15 protein-coding genes and 3 tRNA genes are annotated in these 16,560 nt (G+C 32.3%); 14 read left to right on the top strand and 4 right to left on the bottom strand.

Annotation, left to right across the window (positions count from 1 at the left end):
- Positions 1-26: 26 nt before the first annotated feature.
- The 14 genes from ettA to rsmD all read left to right on the top strand — a co-directional run bounded on the left by ettA (position 27) and on the right by rsmD (position 13,840).
- The gene (ettA, locus tag N4A31_03860) at positions 27-1,703 is read left to right on the top strand and encodes an energy-dependent translational throttle protein EttA (GenBank protein ID MCT4635368.1); all 1,677 of its coding nucleotides are present in this window, start codon (positions 27-29) and stop codon (positions 1,701-1,703) included.
- Positions 1,704-1,717: 14 nt separating this feature from the next.
- On the top strand, positions 1,718-1,921 hold the full coding sequence (gene tatA, locus N4A31_03855) for a twin-arginine translocase TatA/TatE family subunit (GenBank protein MCT4635367.1): 204 nt from the start codon (positions 1,718-1,720) through the stop codon (positions 1,919-1,921).
- A 6-nt stretch (positions 1,922-1,927) separates the two neighbouring features.
- On the top strand, positions 1,928-2,596 hold the full coding sequence (locus tag N4A31_03850) for an exopolysaccharide biosynthesis protein (GenBank protein ID MCT4635366.1): 669 nt from the start codon (positions 1,928-1,930) through the stop codon (positions 2,594-2,596).
- 18 nt (positions 2,597-2,614) lie between these two features.
- On the top strand, positions 2,615-4,072 hold the full coding sequence (locus N4A31_03845; GenBank protein ID MCT4635365.1) for a proton-conducting transporter membrane subunit: 1,458 nt from the start codon (positions 2,615-2,617) through the stop codon (positions 4,070-4,072).
- A complete protein-coding gene (locus tag N4A31_03840) occupies positions 4,069-5,541 on the top strand; it encodes a proton-conducting transporter membrane subunit (protein MCT4635364.1) in 1,473 nt (490 codons plus the stop codon). The genes N4A31_03845 and N4A31_03840 overlap by 4 nt, the downstream gene beginning before the upstream one ends.
- A gap of 58 nt (positions 5,542-5,599) precedes the next feature.
- Positions 5,600-5,685: transfer RNA gene (locus tag N4A31_03835), tRNA-Leu, on the top strand.
- A 31-nt stretch (positions 5,686-5,716) separates the two neighbouring features.
- Positions 5,717-5,793, top strand: a tRNA-Arg gene (locus N4A31_03830).
- A gap of 118 nt (positions 5,794-5,911) precedes the next feature.
- Positions 5,912-7,204 carry a hypothetical protein gene (locus tag N4A31_03825; protein ID MCT4635363.1) on the top strand — a complete coding sequence of 431 codons (1,293 nt, stop codon included), beginning with the start codon at positions 5,912-5,914 and terminating at the stop codon, positions 7,202-7,204.
- A 93-nt stretch (positions 7,205-7,297) separates the two neighbouring features.
- Complete coding sequence (gene yidC / locus N4A31_03820; GenBank protein MCT4635362.1) at positions 7,298-8,992, top strand: membrane protein insertase YidC; 1,695 nt, start codon at positions 7,298-7,300, stop codon at positions 8,990-8,992.
- An 85-nt stretch (positions 8,993-9,077) separates the two neighbouring features.
- Positions 9,078-10,862, top strand: coding sequence for an aspartate--tRNA ligase (gene aspS / locus N4A31_03815; GenBank protein ID MCT4635361.1), 1,785 nt, complete (start codon positions 9,078-9,080; stop codon positions 10,860-10,862).
- A gap of 81 nt (positions 10,863-10,943) precedes the next feature.
- A tRNA-Ala gene (locus N4A31_03810) sits at positions 10,944-11,019 on the top strand.
- Between the two features lie 742 nt (positions 11,020-11,761).
- Positions 11,762-12,514 (top strand): phosphatase PAP2 family protein, encoded by a 753-nt coding sequence (locus tag N4A31_03805; GenBank protein MCT4635360.1) that lies wholly within the window; start codon positions 11,762-11,764, stop codon positions 12,512-12,514.
- Positions 12,504-13,274, top strand: a complete 771-nt coding sequence (locus tag N4A31_03800) for a TatD family hydrolase (protein MCT4635359.1) — start codon at positions 12,504-12,506, stop codon at positions 13,272-13,274. The genes N4A31_03805 and N4A31_03800 overlap by 11 nt, the downstream gene beginning before the upstream one ends.
- Entirely contained in the window at positions 13,271-13,840 is a 570-nt protein-coding gene (rsmD, locus tag N4A31_03795; GenBank protein ID MCT4635358.1) for a 16S rRNA (guanine(966)-N(2))-methyltransferase RsmD, read from the top strand. The genes N4A31_03800 and rsmD overlap by 4 nt, the downstream gene beginning before the upstream one ends.
- Positions 13,841-13,847: 7 nt before the next feature.
- Here the strand turns inward: rsmD and N4A31_03790 are convergent, their stop codons facing one another.
- The 4 genes from N4A31_03790 to N4A31_03775 form a co-directional block, all read right to left on the bottom strand.
- Positions 13,848-15,134, bottom strand: coding sequence for a replication-associated recombination protein A (locus tag N4A31_03790; GenBank protein ID MCT4635357.1), 1,287 nt, complete (start codon positions 15,132-15,134; stop codon positions 13,848-13,850).
- A 35-nt stretch (positions 15,135-15,169) separates the two neighbouring features.
- Complete coding sequence (locus N4A31_03785; GenBank protein ID MCT4635356.1) at positions 15,170-15,382, bottom strand: hypothetical protein; 213 nt, start codon at positions 15,380-15,382, stop codon at positions 15,170-15,172.
- A 15-nt stretch (positions 15,383-15,397) separates the two neighbouring features.
- Positions 15,398-15,820 (bottom strand): VTT domain-containing protein, encoded by a 423-nt coding sequence (locus tag N4A31_03780; GenBank protein ID MCT4635355.1) that lies wholly within the window; start codon positions 15,818-15,820, stop codon positions 15,398-15,400.
- On the bottom strand, positions 15,813-16,560 hold a 748-nt coding region (locus tag N4A31_03775; GenBank protein MCT4635354.1), incomplete at its 5' end, for a polysaccharide biosynthesis C-terminal domain-containing protein. The genes N4A31_03775 and N4A31_03780, both read right to left, overlap by 8 nt.

Below are 16,560 nucleotides of genomic sequence, written 5' to 3'. Positions count from 1 at the left end.
CAGTAATTAATTTTTGAGGATTATCAATGTCATCATATCAGTATATTTATGTTATTAAAAGTTTGAAGAAAATGTATGGAACTAGAGAAGTAATAAAAGATCTTTATCTGTCCTTCTTTCCTGGAGCTAAAATTGGTGTTATTGGTCACAATGGGTCAGGTAAATCAACCTTGCTTAAAATTATGGCAGGGTTAGATAAAGATTTTACTGGAGAGGCATGGGCAGCAGAAGGAACTAAAATAGGTTATCTTCCTCAAGAGCCACAATTAGACCCTACTAAAAATGTATTTGAAAATATATTGGATGCTGTTGGTGAGAAAAGAGATTTACTTGCTAGATTTAATGAGGTAAGTGCAAAATTTGCAGAAGAGTTAACAGATGACCAAATGAATGCATTAATTGAAGAGCAAGGCGAGTTGCAAGAAAAAATAGATCACTTAAATGCTTGGGATTTAGAGCGTGAAATTCAAATTGCTATGGATGCTCTAAGATGTCCAGAGAAAGATTCTGTTGTTGATAATCTTTCTGGTGGAGAAAGAAGGAGGGTAGCGTTATGTAGGTTGTTGCTAGCTGCGCCGGATATTTTACTATTGGATGAGCCAACTAATCATTTAGATGCTGAGTCTATCTCATGGTTGGAAAATTATTTGAAAGAGTACAAGGGTACAGTGATTCTAGTAACCCATGATCGCTATTTTCTGGATAATGTAGTGGATTGGATCTTAGAGTTAGAACGCGGTGATGGAATACCATGGAAGGGTAATTACTCATCATGGCTTGAGCAAAAACAAAAACGTTTAGCGGAGGAAGAAAAATCTGAATCTAATAGACAGAAACAGTTAAAAGAAGAATTAGAATGGGTTAGACAATCTCCTAAAGCTCGTCAAACAAAAAGTAAAGCAAGAATTACGGCTTATGAAGAGTTGCGTGATAAGCAGAGAGATAAGTCAATGGGAGTTGCGCAAATTGTGATTCCAGATGGGCCAAGACTAGGAAATAATGTAATAGAAGCTGTTGGTTTAAGTAAGAGTTACGATGGGGTTGAGTTATTTAAAGATTTTAAATTTAAGATAGTTCCTGGAGCTATTGTTGGAGTGGTAGGTCCTAATGGAGTTGGTAAAACTACTTTATTCAGAATGATTACAGGACAAGAATCTCCTGATGAAGGTAAAATTACGTTAGGTGAGTCTGTTAAACTAGGTTATGTTGATCAGTCCAGAGATGCTTTAAAAGCGGATGCTAATGTTTGGGAAGAAATATCGGGTGGACAAGAAGAAATACAGCTAGGAAAGTCTACAATTAAAAGTCGTGCTTATTGTGCAGCTTTTAATTTTAAAGGAGGAGATCAACAAAAATTAGTTGGTAGTTTATCAGGTGGGGAACGTAATAGAGTGCATTTAGCTAAGATGTTAAAAGAAGGTGCTAATGTTATACTTCTTGATGAACCAACTAATGACTTAGATGTGGATACTTTGCGTGCATTAGAAGATGCGTTGCTTGAGTTTTCTGGATGTGCTATTATTATAAGTCATGATCGTTGGTTTTTAGATAGGATAGCTACGCATATCATAGCTTATGAGGGTGATCATGTGGAATTTTATGAAGGGAACTATCAGGATTATGATCAAGACCGTAGAATGAGATTAGGAATAGCAGAGGGTGAAGTAGAGAAATATAATCATAAAAAATTCTCTAGAACATAATGAGGTTATAAACAGTGGGGATTAGTTTAGCGAATGTAATTATAATTTTATTTATTGTGCTTATTTTATTTGGAGCAGGAAGGCTGCCAAAGGTTATGGGGGATTTAGGTAAAGGGATAAAAAACTTTAAAAATGCCCTAAAAGAAGAAAGTAGTACAGAGGATAATGAAACAAAACAACTTTCAAAAGAAGAAAAAAAGGATAACAATAAAGATTAGGCATATATGACAAGTCAACAGATTCCTGCTTCGCAGTTATTACAAGAATTAGTAGAGAAAAAAAAATCAACTAAAACTATAAGTCTTGGTGAAATTAACGAGCATTTGAATGAAAGAGGATTTGCATTGTTAATGATCTTATTTTCTTTTCCTATGGCTATTCCATTACCATATCCACCAGGTTTCACAACAATATTAGGGTTGCCTCTTCTATTTTTTTCCATTCAAATGCTATTGGGAATGGATAAGCCATCATTACCTGAATGGATTGCTAAAAAAACTATCCAAACTAGTCATTTAATGTTTGCTGTAGATAAATCTTCACCATATTTTTTAAAGTTAGAAAAACTATTAAAGCCAAGAATGGCTTATTTTAGCTCTATTCATGGAGAAAAATTAATAGGTTTTGTATCAATGCTTTGTGCTATTTCTATTGCGTTGCCTATTATTTTTGGTAATGCAGTTCCGAGCGCTGGTATTTTTATCATGGCTCTAGGTCTGCTTGGTAAAGATGGTTTGGTGATCATTATAGGGATTATTACTAGTATTATAGGATTATTTATTGCTTCTTTAGTAGTGTATTTATTTTTTTATGGTGCGAAAATGGCTGCTGGTGGATGGCTCAAAGATCTATACTTGTACTTGGTAAGTAATTTTGGTTCTCTTGGTGAATGATATAAATTGGGGAACTAGATGTTAAATAACCTTGCTATTATTCAAATACTTTTACCATTAGCTTCGGGATTGATTTTATTTATTTTACCAAAAAGAATTAGTTGGCTGTTTTCAGCTGTTTCCATTTTTTTTACAAGCTTAATCACTATAGTATTATTTAAGTTTTCTCTTGAAGGAACAGTGATAACTTATCATCTTGGTGGTTGGTCTTCCTTAATGGGGATAGAATATAAGCTGGATAGGCTTAGTACATTCTTCATGCTAATTATTTCTTCTGCTAGCTTCTTTATCATACTAGCAATGCGTAATTTGATATCTAATGAATTGAATCAAGAAAAAATCCCTTTGTTTTTTGGGGTGTTTCTTATAGCTATAGCTGGGTTATTGGGGCTTTGTGTTTCAAATGATATTTTTAATATTTATGTAATGCTAGAAGTTAATGCCATTGCCAGTTATGCTTTGGTTGGGGCTGCTAAGAAAGATGGTTCTCCTAAAGCTGCTTTTGATTATTTAATTTTTGGTACCATTGGATCGACCATGATTTTATTTGGTATTGGTTTTGTATATGCTTTGGTAGGGTCTTTAAATTTAACTGACATTTCTCGAGATATGCCGATGCTTCTAAATAACAATGCGGCTAGAGCTGGTGTTGGGTTAATGATATTCGGTATTTTAATGAAGGCAGCTTTGTTTCCTTTAAGTAAATGGTTAGTAGACATATATAGAGGAGCTCCATCTTTTGTAAGTGCTATGCTTGCAGCAACCTCTAATAAAGTAGGTATTTATTTGTTAGTTAGATTTTTCTTTGATGTCTTTAAGGTAAATCAATATCTATTTGATTATTTAAATATAACATTATTAATGCTAGCAGCATTTGCTATTTTTGCTTGCGCTATTTTAGCTTACAAACAAACAAATATAAAAAAGTTTCTTGCATATTCTAGTTTAAGTCAGATTGGATTTATTATTTTTTCTGTTGCTATTGCTAGTAACTTCGCTATATCTGGATTATTGATTTATTGTTTTACTCATGCATTAGAAAAGACAATGTTATTTTTAGCAGCAGGCTATCTTGCTGTTTGTGCGGGTAATGAAAATATTGTTAGTTTTGCTGGTCTTAGAAAAAGCCACCCATGGATTTGTATTTTAATTACTGTTAATTTGCTTAGCAATATAGGTGTTCCTATGACAGCTGGATTTGTTGGAAAATGGCAGCTTTTTAGGGCGGCTTTAGAGACAGATCTTTGGTATATTTTGATTATTTTATTGGCTACGTTATTTAGTTTTGCTTATGTATTTAAGTTTGTAGAGTTGATGATATTTGAGAAGCAAAAAGGAGAGGTTTTGCCAGTCATCAAAGATAGATCTTGTATTTCTATATTAAGTATAATAACTATTATAAATATATATATTGGAATTAATAATCAATATTTATTAGACGTGGTTCATCAAATAAGCTACTCGATACTCAAATGATTTTATTTTTATTAAATCTTATTTTACCAATTATTGCAGCTGCCGCTTCATTTGTTAAGAGCGCAATATTAGAGAGGACTATAATTGTTCTATCTAGTATTGGATTAGTGATTAACAATATTTTGTTTTTCTTTGTTTTTGAACAGCAAGATACAATATTTGTTTTCACAGAAGTATTGGATGGATATGAAATAGCTTTTAAGCCAGAATCAATATCTATTATATTTGCCTTGATGGTAAGTATATTATATTTAATGACTAACTTATATGGATTTGCTTTTTTAAAGGGACAGGAGCATTCTAGCTTAGGTAGAGATTTAAACCAAAGGATTCATTTCTTTTTTACTCCAATAGCGATTATGGCTACCATATGTATTGGTTATTCTGCTAACTTACTAACTTTATTTGTTTTTTATGAAGTTCTTACTTTTTCTACTTATCCATTAGTGATTCAATCTTTTTCTGATCATGCTCGAAGGTCTGGTAAGTTCTATCTAGCTACATTATTTGGTACATCAAGTTTCTTTATAATGTTTGCTTTGATTTATTTAGATAAATATTATGGTTCTAGTGATTTTAATATAGGAGGCATTTTTGATGAGCAGAGTTCGGTTAAAGATGCGCTAATTCTATTGGTTTGTTTTGTATTTGGTTTTAGTAAAACAGCAATCTTTCCATTGTATCAATGGCTGCCTAGAGCAATGGTGGCTCCGATACCGGTTAGTGCTCTCTTGCATGCTGTGGCAGTAGTTAAATCTGGTATCTTTGCTTTAATGAAAGTATTTGTCTATTTATTTGGTATGGATTATTTAAGCAGACTACATGAAGCTATTCCTTGGAGCATAGATTGGCTTACCTATCTTGCTTGTTTCACGATGCTTTACGCAGGTTTAATCGCGTGTTTACAAAATAATTTAAAAAAAATCTTAGCATATTCTACCATTAGTCAATTAAGTTATATGATATTGCTTCTTAGTTTTACAAGTTTATCAACATTTAATGTGTCTTTTTTACAGATGCTATCTCATGCTGTTGCGAAAATTACTTTATTCTTTTCGGTAGGTGTTATTTATATTATTACTCATAAAATACATGTGGATGAAATTAGAGGGATGGTTAGGACCTTGCCTATTCCAACTATATTATTTATTTTGGCTTCTTTTTCCATTATTGGTCTTCCTCCAAGTGTTGGTTGGGTTATAAAATCTCTAATTTTTGATTCTATAGTATGTGATAAGTTTATAGGATCTTTTGCAAAGACTTGTTTGCTGATTGGGTCTTTTATGTCATGCTATTATCTTTTAAGGCCGGCGTACCAAATGCTTTGCCCTCCTGAAAATAAGATTCATGCTTTTTGCTATCATGGAAGGGCTTTATCAGTGATTACCGCTATAACTTTCTCTTTATCCGTTTTGTTATTCTTTTATCTAGATGATATTATTAAGATAATTTCGATAGATTTTAAATAGCATTAAGAATTCTCTTTACATCAAGCTTATAATTCCTTATAACTTTCTATTCAAGCTTGCCTCTGTGGCGGAATGGTAGACGCGACAGACTCAAAATCTGTTGTCCGCAAGGTCATGCCAGTTCGAGTCTGGCCAGAGGTACCATGAATTTGTGCTTGTATATTATTTTTCTTCTGCACCCGTAGCTCAACTGGATAGAGTACATGACTACGGATCATGAGGTTTGGGGTTCGAATCCCTACGGGTGCGCCATCTTTTTAATTTATATGGATTTCTGTTAACTATAATTAAAATTATAGCTTGCTAATATACTGAAATATCGCTACAATCCGCGCGATATTAATAATAATTAACAAGGAACCAGGAAAAGATGACAGCACAACATATATTAGAGAGTGTTACAAATTCTACTTATAATATTACTTCATATTCTATAAATTTTGCTTATAAGCAAGCTTTGGGGTTAGAGCATGCTGTTAACTATATTGCGTTTGTTGGAGATCAGTTTCTTCAAGCGAATTTAGATCCTAAAATTGACTATGTCATAGGGCAAATTCCAGACTATAAAAAAGTTGTTACTTATGTTCCTGCTCAAAAAGTTATAGATAACTCAGTAAAATTTTCCCTTAGTCGTATTTCAAACCACAAAGAAGCTATTACTGGTATATTAACTCAGGCAACTGTTGATACTTTTGCAGGAAGGTTTAAGCTCGTATTTGGAGATAATCCTACAGCTTCTGCGGTTATTAGGGATGCTTTTAAAATTACTACAATTCATGCAAGTATTTCTGGAAATAATACTATAGGCTATACTGGAACTAAGTATAGTGAAGGAACTTTGTGGGGAGCGTATAGTAAAGTAGGTTGTAAAGCCTTTATGTTAACGTCATATTATGTTTATGACTCATATTTGGCAACATCCTCTTCAGGAAAAGAAGGATTTGCCTTAGCTGCTAGAGGATCAAATTATGTATGTGAAATTCCGGCTAGGTATTTCAACATAGATAATAGAAATAAACAGATATTTGAAGGGCAAAATAAGGATTTACCGAAGCAGAGTTTCTCTGAATATACTCAAGAGAACTTCAATTGGTTGCAGGTTGGGCAAGCTTCGGTGGAAGGGGTGATAAAAACTGCTTCTTCTGATAACATTGGAGAGGTTTCTAAAAAAATTGGTTATTCTCAATATATAAGAGAAGGAGTTGCTTTTACTGATAATATGATTTCTTCGGTCAGTTTTGGTCAATTTTCTATTCCCTTTACAGCAAAAGATGATGTGTATAGTAAATGTGGTAAGTTACTATTCATGACAGCTACTGAAGTAGTTTCTACTTACTCTGCCACTCAGAAAGCTCTTCCTGCAAATGCTCATTTGCAGAGAACATTTCTTTTTACTGTTAAGTTTATTATGCATTTGCCAAAGCTTCTTGTAAATATGGCTTCAATTGTGGGGGTGGAATTTACAGGGAATGTAGTAAATAATCTTATTGTTTCATATGGTGTGGGGACTCCAACAAGAGTTAGTCAAGATGCTTCAGGTTTAGCTATTAAAAATGCTCCTAAAGCTATAGATACTATTAAAGAGGTATATGATTCTTATATAAATGCCACTCCGTTGTCTGGTGAGGAATCTTTTGTTTCTAATAGTAACGAAGAACTTTAAGTTATTAGATATTTAGAGTAGTAAAAACTAGACATTAAGTAAAAAATAATGTACAACCTGTAGGTCAATTATAAATATATTATTTGGAAGAGAATGAGTAAGGATCTAAAGAATCTATTAATTTGTATATTATTATCAACGCTTATTTTAATTGCTTGGCAATATTTCTATGAATATCCACGTAGGGCTGCAATAGAGCTTCATCAGGAGAAAATAGTTAAAGCTAAAATGGAATATCAGGAGCATCTTCTTGATAAATCAAAGCAAGCTTTTTCATCTGAGTCTAGTTTAACTGATGAAGCTATAGGTAAAATAACTATTGATAATGGTAGACTTAAGGGTTCTATTTCTTTAAGAGGTTTGCGCTTTGACGATTTGCAGCTTACAGACTATAAAGAAACTATAAATAACAATAGTCCATTAGTTCAGTTATTCTCTAATCAGGCTTATTTTGCAGAATTTGGTTGGATAGATAGTCAGAATTCAAAATTAACTGTACCTGATAAAAATAGTGTTTGGCAATGTGATAATGCATTATTAACTGCAGAGCAACCTGTGAGATGTCATTGGAAGAATAGTAAGTCAGTTGATTATTTTATTACCATTTCTCTGGATAAAAATTATTTATTTACCATTAAGCAAATGGTAGCAAATAATAGTTCTAATACAATTAGATTATCTAATTATGGAAGAATTTATAAATCTGAAGCTGAGGCAAAACAATTTGCCATTTTGCACGAGGGAGTTATTGGTGTTTTTGCTAAAGTATTAAAAGAGTCTACTTATGAAGACTTAAGTAAGGTTCGTGAAGAGAGTTTTGAAAATACGCCTGGGAGCTGGGCCGGGGTAACCCAAAAATATTGGTTGTCAGCTTTAAAGCCAGACCCGAGTATAGTCTCAAAAACTAACTTCATAGCTAGCTCATCTAGCAATAATTTAAATGATAATTATAACGTGAATTATATCTCCCATGATTTTAGTTTAAGTCCAGGGAATATGGCTAGTAGTGAAAATCATTTATTTGCTGGAGCTAAAGAAGAGAAAATTCTGGATCAATATGAAAAAGATAATAATTTTGTGCTATTTGATCGTGCTATAGATTTTGGTGTTTTTTACTTTATTACTAAACCATTATTTTTAGTGATTAGCTATCTATATTTGATATTTGGAAATTTTGGTTTAGCGATTATTGGTGTTACCTTCTGTTTAAAATTATTGCTATATCCTTTAGCAAGTAAATCTTTTAGATCCATGGCTAGAATGAAGCAGCTTCAGCCTAAAATTGATGCTATTAAGAAACAGCATGGTGATGATAAGATGAAGTTTAACCAAGAGATGATGGCTTTATACAAAAGAGAAAAAGTTAATCCTGCTTCTGGTTGCTTGCCATTGTTAATTCAAATTCCATTATTCTTCTCTTTGTATAAGGTTATCTTTATTTCTATAGAAATGCGCCATGCTCCATTTTATGGCTGGATAAAAGATTTATCAGCTCAAGATCCTACTTCAATATGGAATTTGTTTGGTATTTTGCCATGGTCTTCTTTTGGATTTTTAGATATTGGATTATGGCCTTTTATTATGGGGGTTACCATGTTCATTCAGCAGAGCTTGAGTCCTAAGCCTGCTGATCCCGTTCAAGCTGGGGTAATGAAATTCATGCCATTGGTATTAATGGTGATGTTGTATTCTCTGCCTTCTGGTTTGATGATATATTGGTCTTTCTCTAATATACTATCTATTATACAGCAATATTTAATTAATAAGCAGAACGGTAAGAAGGCTTAATTTATATTCTAATTTAATTCTTGCAAAGTTAGCTGTAATTTAGTTAAATGTTCTTCTTTAGGATTATATTATTACGAGTTAAAAAATGCATAAATATCGTACTCATACTTGTGGAGAATTAAACTCTTCTCATATTGGTTTAGAAGTAAAATTATCAGGTTGGGTTCATCGCCGTCGTGACCATGGAGGACTAGCTTTTATTGATCTTAGGGATCATTACGGTTTAACACAATGTGTGATAGATAGTAATGAGAAACTTACAAATCAAATAGCTCATTTGCATTATGAGTCAGTGGTTACCATTACTGGGGAAGTTGTAGCAAGAGCGGAAGAGGCAAGAAATGAGCATCTGTCTACTGGTGATATCGAAGTTAGAATTCAAACATTCCACTTAGAATCTGATGCAGATATGTTGCCGATTCAGGTAAATACAGATAAAGATTTTCCAGAAGAAACTCGTTTAAAATATCGTTTTTTAGATCTGCGTAAAGAAAAACTACATAATAATATAGTTTTAAGATCTAAAGTTATATCTGCTATTAGAGAGAAGATGTCAGCGCAAGGATTTATGGAGTTTCAAACCCCTATTTTAACGGCAACTTCTCCTGAAGGAGCTAGAGACTTTTTAGTTCCTAGTAGAATGAATCCAGGGAAATTTTATGCTTTGCCACAGGCTCCTCAACAATTCAAGCAGTTATTAATGACTTCTGGTTTTGATCGTTATTTCCAAATTGCGCCATGTTTTCGTGATGAAGATGCTAGGGCTGATCGTTCACCAGGTGAATTTTATCAATTAGATGTTGAAATGTCTTTTGTAACTCAAGAAGATGTATTCGCTGCTATTGAGCCGGTTATGCGTTCTATCTTTACAGAGTTTTCAAATAAAAAGGTAACTGATTCTCCGTTTCCCCATATTACTCATCATGATGCCATGTTAAAATATGGTAGTGATAAGCCGGATTTAAGAAATCCTCTAATTATTTCTGAAGTCACAGAAATTTTCCGTGATTCTAAATTCTCTATATTTCGTGAGAATATTAAGAAAGGTGCTATAGTAAGGGCGATTCCAGCTCCAAATACTGCTGAACTTCCTCGTAGTTTCTTTGATAAGATGATAGCTTTTGCTCAAGAGCATGGAGCAGCAGGATTAGGATATATTACTTTTACTAAAGATGGAGTTGCCAAGGGGCCTATAGCAAAGTTTTTAGATGAAGCTCAGCTAGAAACTTTAAAGAAGGTCGCAGGAATCGGTGATGGTGATTCAGTGTTTTTCTCTTCTGATATAGAAAAGAAGGCTGTGCAGCTTGCAGGACAAGTGAGAGTAAAACTAGGAGAGGAATTAGACTTAATAGATCATAATAGATTTGAATTCTGTTGGATTGTGGATTTCCCATTTTATGAATGGAATGAAGAAGAAGATAAGTTAGATTTTGGTCATAATCCCTTCTCTATGCCTCAAGGTGGATTAGAAGCATTAGCCAATGCTGCAACAAAAGAAGAATTGATGCTTATCAAGGCATTCCAATATGATATTGTTTGTAATGGTGTTGAGCTTTCTAGTGGTGCCATTCGTAACCATAAACCAGAAATAATGTATAAAGCTTTTGGAAAATTAGGTTATAGTAAAGAATTTGTCGATGATAAGTTTCGTAGTTTAATTACCGCATTTAAATATGGTGCTCCTCCACATGGTGGAATTGCTCCTGGAGTTGATAGAATAGTTATGTTATTAGCTGATGAGAAGAATATTCGTGAAGTTATATCTTTCCCAATGAATCAACAAGGACATGATTTATTAATGAATGCTCCGGCAGAAGTGGACGATAAGCAGCTAAGAGAGCTTAACTTGCAATTTAGAAAAAAGAAGTAATAATTTTTCTCAATTATGCATATTTATATTGACCGAGAATCAAAATAATGTATAAATAATTATGTCTTGTTAGACAAATATGGGGATGTAGCTCAGTTGGTAGAGCGCTTGCCTTGCACGCATGTTGTCAGCGGTTCGATTCCGCTCATCTCCACCATATTATAATAGTCTCTGTCTTTAAGTTCCGTATCTAGGTTATTTGCTTTTATCAAATCATTCTTAAATAAATCTTTTTGTCCAAGATTATGAAATGTAATAGCCCGGTTGAGATAAAGTTTTGCAGCTTCTTTATGATATTCAAGATGGTTATGGCGAATTTTAGAAATTATAGTTTCTAAGATTTCGCTTCTAGGATTTTGTTGGTATTTCAAATAATCATCCCAATAGCTGTTTTTACTCGTAGCATTTCCTTTTTCATCTGTAGCAAAATATAAATAATCAGAAAAATTATCATATTGTCTTTTATAATTACTATAAGATTCTTTTTTATTAAGTAATGCAATGGCTTGTTCGTTTACATGATCCTGGAAGATAGCAAGTTCTAATTGTTTATTAGCTTCAGATATTTTGTTCTCTTTTATAAAATGAATAGCTAATTGTAAATTAAAATAAGATTGTTCAAAGTGAAAATAACTATGGAATTTTTCTATCTTTTCGGTAGCTAGGATTAATAGAGATAATCGCTCATCAAGGTCTTTGCTTAAGGTGGCTTTTTTGTTTAAAAAATCGATATTATTATATGGATCCTTAAAATAAAAATTTTCTAGATATAAGATTTTATTAATTTTAATTATGTTCATTGATTAGACTCCATAATCTTTTTTATTACCTTCATATTATATTGAATTGAGAATAATTTACAGATAAAGTATTTTAAATAAAATTATGAAACTAAATTGATGCTTGATTTTATAGTAAGAATTTTTCTTGAGTTTAGTCATGAGACAATAATTATTCCAATGATAGTTATTGGATTTATTTGGTTTAATCGTAATATTTTTTATCATGCAACATGCTTAGTTTTACTAAGTATGTTACTGAGCTTTGCTTTAAAAGTTAGCTTCCAAAAAACTTCTCCTTATGGGTTTTCTTTCCCGAGCGGACATATGCAGGCATCAGTGATTTTATATGGTTGGTTGGCTTATAACTTTAAGAGTTATTTTTTGAGAAGTGTAATAATTTTCTTACTAGTTGGAATAGGATGGAGTTTAATATATTCAGGATTTCATGATCATTATGATGTATTAGGTGCTGTGTTGTTTGCAATTATTATCTTGAGTGTATATTATTTTACCATGCAAAAGATTCAGCGTAGTATATTATACTTAAGTATTGGGTTAGCAAGTTTCTTGATGTTATATATATATTTAGTGTTTAATCAAATATTACCACATTTATGGTTAGCATATTATGCTTTAATTGGATTTATGATATCCTTTAGAATGTTTGATCAAAACACTCAATCTAATAAAGTTATAGTTACTATGTTATGTTTTCTAATCATTGTTACTATTAAAATAGCTTTCCGATTGCAAATTTTATCTAGTTTACCAATATATTTATCTCAGTTACAATGGCTATTGATAGGTTTCAGTATTCCCTTTAGTAATACAATAGCTAATATTTTTAAAAGGACACAAAATGCTAGTTGATTCACATTGTCACTTAGATTATGACGTATTTCATGAAGATTTTGAAGGAGTCTTGAATAGAGCAAAAGAAAATAATGTTACTTTAATGCAGACCATTTCAACAAAAGTTAGTGAGTTTTATAAAATAAAAACTTTGATAGAAAAATACCCACAAATTTATGCTTCCATTGGTATTCATCCACATGAGGTAGATACTCATTCAGAAACTACAGTACAAGACTTATTAGAATATACAAAACATCCTAAAGTTATTGGTATTGGTGAAACAGGCTTAGATTTATATTATGAACATAGTGCGATTGCAAAACAAAAAGATTATTTTAATAGACATATAGAAGCATCTCACTTAAGTGGTTTGCCTTTAATTATTCATACTCGTGATGCGGATGACTTAACTATTGAAATGCTAAAAGAGCATCAAGATAAGTTTACTGGATTGATTCATTGCTTTAGTTCGGATAATTTAAGCTTTGCTAAGAAATGTTTGGATATGGGATTATATATTTCTATATCTGGAATAGTAACTTTTAAAAAGGCAATAGCTTTAAAAGATATAGTAAGATTTGTTCCCTTAGATAGATTAATGGTGGAAACAGATGCTCCTTATCTTGCACCAGAGCCATATAGAGGAAAAACTAATGAGCCATCTTTTGTAAAAAGAGTTGCTCAAACTATAGCGGAGTTAAAACAAATAGATTATAGAACAGTAGAAAAACAAACTACTGATAATTTTTTCAATTTATTTAGTAAAGCGAAATGAGAGTTATCGCAGGTAAGCATAGAGGTCGTCCACTTCTTTCTCCTAGTGATAAGGGGATTCGTCCTACATCTTCTAAGATGCGTAGTTCTTTGTTTGATATTTTATCAAGCGGTAGATTCTTAAATGAAGATGGTAATAGTGTTGTTGAAGGAGCGAAAGTTGTTGATTTGTGTTGTGGAACGGGAGCATTAGGAATTGAAGCTCTCTCTAGGGGAGCGTCAATGGTAACATTCATTGATGGCAGTGCAGAGCACCTAAAGCTAGCATGGTCTAATATTTGTTATTTAAAAGAAGAAGATAAGTCTACTCTGATTAGAATTAAGGCTGAAAACCTTCCTAAAGCTAAGGATAAGTTTAATTTAGTATTTATTGATCCTCCATATTTTAAGAAGATAGCTGATAAAGCGCTTATCTCTCTTATAAATAGAGATTGGTTGGAAAAGGGAGCTATTATGGTGGTGGAGCAGGCTAGGATTGAAGACTTATCTTTCTCTTCTGAATTTTATAAAGAGCTTGATGTGAGAGTGTATGGAAATTCAAAGTTTACTATATTAGAAAGTTTGTAAATATATTTTAGGTTTTCTTTTTTCTTAAATTATTCCAATACTCTAGCCTCTTGTTAAGATCTTTTTCAAATCCTCTTTGAGTAGGATTATAATACTTTTTTCTTCCTATTTTTTCTGGGAAATAGTTTTGTCCTGAGAAGCATTCTTCGGTATCGTGATCGTAAATATAACCCGCTCCATAGCCCTGTTCTTTCATTAATTTAGTTGGAGCATTTAAAATATGATATGGAGGCATTAAAGAGCCATATTTTTTCACATCTTCAATAACTTGTTTATGTGCCAGGTAAATGGCATTTGATTTAGGAGCAGTGGCTAAATATAGGGCAGCTTGAATGATAGCTAAATCTCCTTCAGGTGAGCCTAAGAAGTCATATGCTTCTTTGGCAGATAATACTTGGGTTAATGCATTTGGATCTGCTAGGCCTATATCTTCAGAGGCAATTCTCACTAAACGTCTAAGTATGTAATGAGGGTTTTCTCCAGATTCTAGCATTCTAGTTATCCAGTATAGACTGGCGTCGCTATCAGATCCTCGTATAGCTTTATGTAAAGCACTTATGATATTATAATGCTGATCCCTTGATTTATCATAAGATATTGTTTTCATTTGCAATATTGAAGCTAAATCTAATGGAGTTTCACTGTTATGTTCAATATTGAATAATCCTTCGCAGATATTTAGTAAGTAACGCCCATCTCCATCAACTAATTCATAAAGTTGATCACGATCTTTTTCTTTTAAAGGAAGTTTTTTTTGAGAAAGTAATTCAGCTCTGTTGGCTATTTCTATTAAAGACTTTTTGTTAAGGGGTTTTAGGTTTAGTACTATGCACCTAGATAATAATGCATTATTTAATTCAAAAGAAGGATTTTCAGTTGTGGCTCCTATTAAGGTTATGGTTCCATCTTCTAAAAATGGAAGAAATATATCTTGCTGACTTTTATTAAAGTGATGTATTTCATCCACTATCAATAGAGTATTAATACCTTTCTCTTTTCTGTTTTTGGCATTATTAAATATTTGTTTTATATCGCTAGTAGCATTTATCACGGCAGATATTGATTCAGTGTGGTACTTGCATTGTTGGGCTATGATTCGAGCAATAGTAGTTTTTCCAGTTCCCGGAGGCCCCCAAAGGATTATATTCTGAACATTGGAAGTATTTATCATTTGTTTGATTTGTGAGTTATCAGTGAATAAATGATCTTGGCCAAATACATTGTCAATAGAAGTTGGTCGTATATTATCTGCCAGTGGGGTTGATTTGTTATTTGTTTTGAACAGTGAAGACATAATATTATCTATAGGATAAGAAATTTGTTGTAATATTAAAAAATATTACAAATTTTTGTTAAATGACTATCAAAAGCTGGATCTTGTTGGTTGATGCCTTCTTCAACTGGAGGAGTATATGCTTCATCATATGATGGTGATTCATTGTCTTTATAAGATTGATCATCATATCTATTTGATGAATATCTAATAGATATAGGTTGTTTTAGTATTCCAGATAAAATATTTATATTAAATATTGTCATCATTTTACCTCTATTATTTTAGAAAAATATTTTTATGGCCAGTCCTATAAATTTACTGAAAGAAGCTAAAATAATAAATTGAACAAGATTTAGGCGTAAAACACCAGCAGCTACCGTAAACAAAGCTCCCCAGAAGGGAATAGTTGAAAGTAATAAAATCCACTTGCCCTTATTTTTAAAGAATTTCTCTGCTTTTTTTAGACTATCTACTCTATCTGAGAATTTTTCTAGAGTTTCTAATCTACGTAAGAATAGACCAATGACCCAGTTTACTATTAAACCTATAACACTGCTTATAAAGCTTGTAATAAATATTATATAGGGGTTATATGTTCCAAGCATTGTCATGACATCAATTGCGTAAGGTAATCTTGGTACAAGAATTAGTGATGTTAAAAAACAGTCATTAAAAAGAAGAACATATGCTTGAAAATTATCCATCAGTTTTTTTTACCTTTAATAAAAAGCTTAAATCTAAAATTTTTAAACAATAACTACTAACAAAATAGACGATCATTCCTAAGGTAATTTCTCCAATAAATAATAACCAAATATAATTATGTGTAGCAGAATTGAGTATAAAATGTTCAAATAAAATTAAAGTAAAAATCATTAGAGTGCAAGAGAAGATTATCTTAATAGTTTGGGAGGGTAGCTTTTTGTCAATTAAAAACATATTGCGTTTGCGTTGGAAATAATAGAGAAGTGCAACATTTATCCAGGCAGAAGAACTAGTTGCAATAGCAATTCCAAGATAAGAAAGAAAAGGAATTAGGGTTAAGGCTAGAATGATATTGAGTATGATACATACAAAAGAAAATTTTACTGGTGTTGAGGTGTCATATTGAGCAAAATAACGAGGAGTAAAAATCTTGATCATTACAAAAGCTGGTAGTCCTAGGGCTAGGGCACTTAAGGTTCTTGCTACCTTATAGCTGCCTTCTGGAGTAAAATTTCCTCTTTCAAAAAGAAAACTAACTAATGTATCACTAATTAGAGCCAGCGCAAAGGAGCAAGGAAGAGTAAAAAACAAGGCGACTTCAAGAGCTTTGTTTTGAGTATTTGTTGCTGCTTTTTGATTTTTCTCTCTCACTTGTTTAGATAAAGTAGGAAGTAGTACAGTGCTCAGGGCCGTGCCAATAATAGCTAGAGGAAATTGATTTAACCTTTCAGCATAATAT

It is taken from the genome of Rickettsiales bacterium (assembly GCA_025210695.1).
Taxonomy (GTDB): Bacteria; Pseudomonadota; Alphaproteobacteria; order Rickettsiales; family CANDYO01; genus CANDYO01.
Note: the sequence above shows the minus strand (reverse complement) of the source record. Positions and strands in the feature narration are given on the sequence as shown.

Bases quoted from the DNA above. Each gene is read 5' to 3' on its own strand.
- ettA (MCT4635368.1), top strand. From the start codon at position 27: ATGTCATCATATCAGTATATTTATGTTATTAAAAGTTTGAAGAAAATG.
- N4A31_03850 (MCT4635366.1), top strand. From the start codon at position 1,928: ATGACAAGTCAACAGATTCCTGCTTCGCAGTTATTACAAGAATTAGTA.
- N4A31_03845 (MCT4635365.1), top strand. From the start codon at position 2,615: ATGTTAAATAACCTTGCTATTATTCAAATACTTTTACCATTAGCTTCG.
- N4A31_03840 (MCT4635364.1), top strand. From the start codon at position 4,069: ATGATTTTATTTTTATTAAATCTTATTTTACCAATTATTGCAGCTGCC.
- N4A31_03825 (MCT4635363.1), top strand. From the start codon at position 5,912: ATGACAGCACAACATATATTAGAGAGTGTTACAAATTCTACTTATAAT.
- yidC (MCT4635362.1), top strand. From the start codon at position 7,298: ATGAGTAAGGATCTAAAGAATCTATTAATTTGTATATTATTATCAACG.
- aspS (MCT4635361.1), top strand. From the start codon at position 9,078: ATGCATAAATATCGTACTCATACTTGTGGAGAATTAAACTCTTCTCAT.
- N4A31_03805 (MCT4635360.1), top strand. From the start codon at position 11,762: ATGCTTGATTTTATAGTAAGAATTTTTCTTGAGTTTAGTCATGAGACA.
- N4A31_03800 (MCT4635359.1), top strand. From the start codon at position 12,504: ATGCTAGTTGATTCACATTGTCACTTAGATTATGACGTATTTCATGAA.
- rsmD (MCT4635358.1), top strand. From the start codon at position 13,271: ATGAGAGTTATCGCAGGTAAGCATAGAGGTCGTCCACTTCTTTCTCCT.
- N4A31_03790 (MCT4635357.1), bottom strand. From the start codon at position 15,134: ATGTCTTCACTGTTCAAAACAAATAACAAATCAACCCCACTGGCAGAT.
- N4A31_03785 (MCT4635356.1), bottom strand. From the start codon at position 15,382: ATGATGACAATATTTAATATAAATATTTTATCTGGAATACTAAAACAA.
- N4A31_03780 (MCT4635355.1), bottom strand. From the start codon at position 15,820: ATGGATAATTTTCAAGCATATGTTCTTCTTTTTAATGACTGTTTTTTA.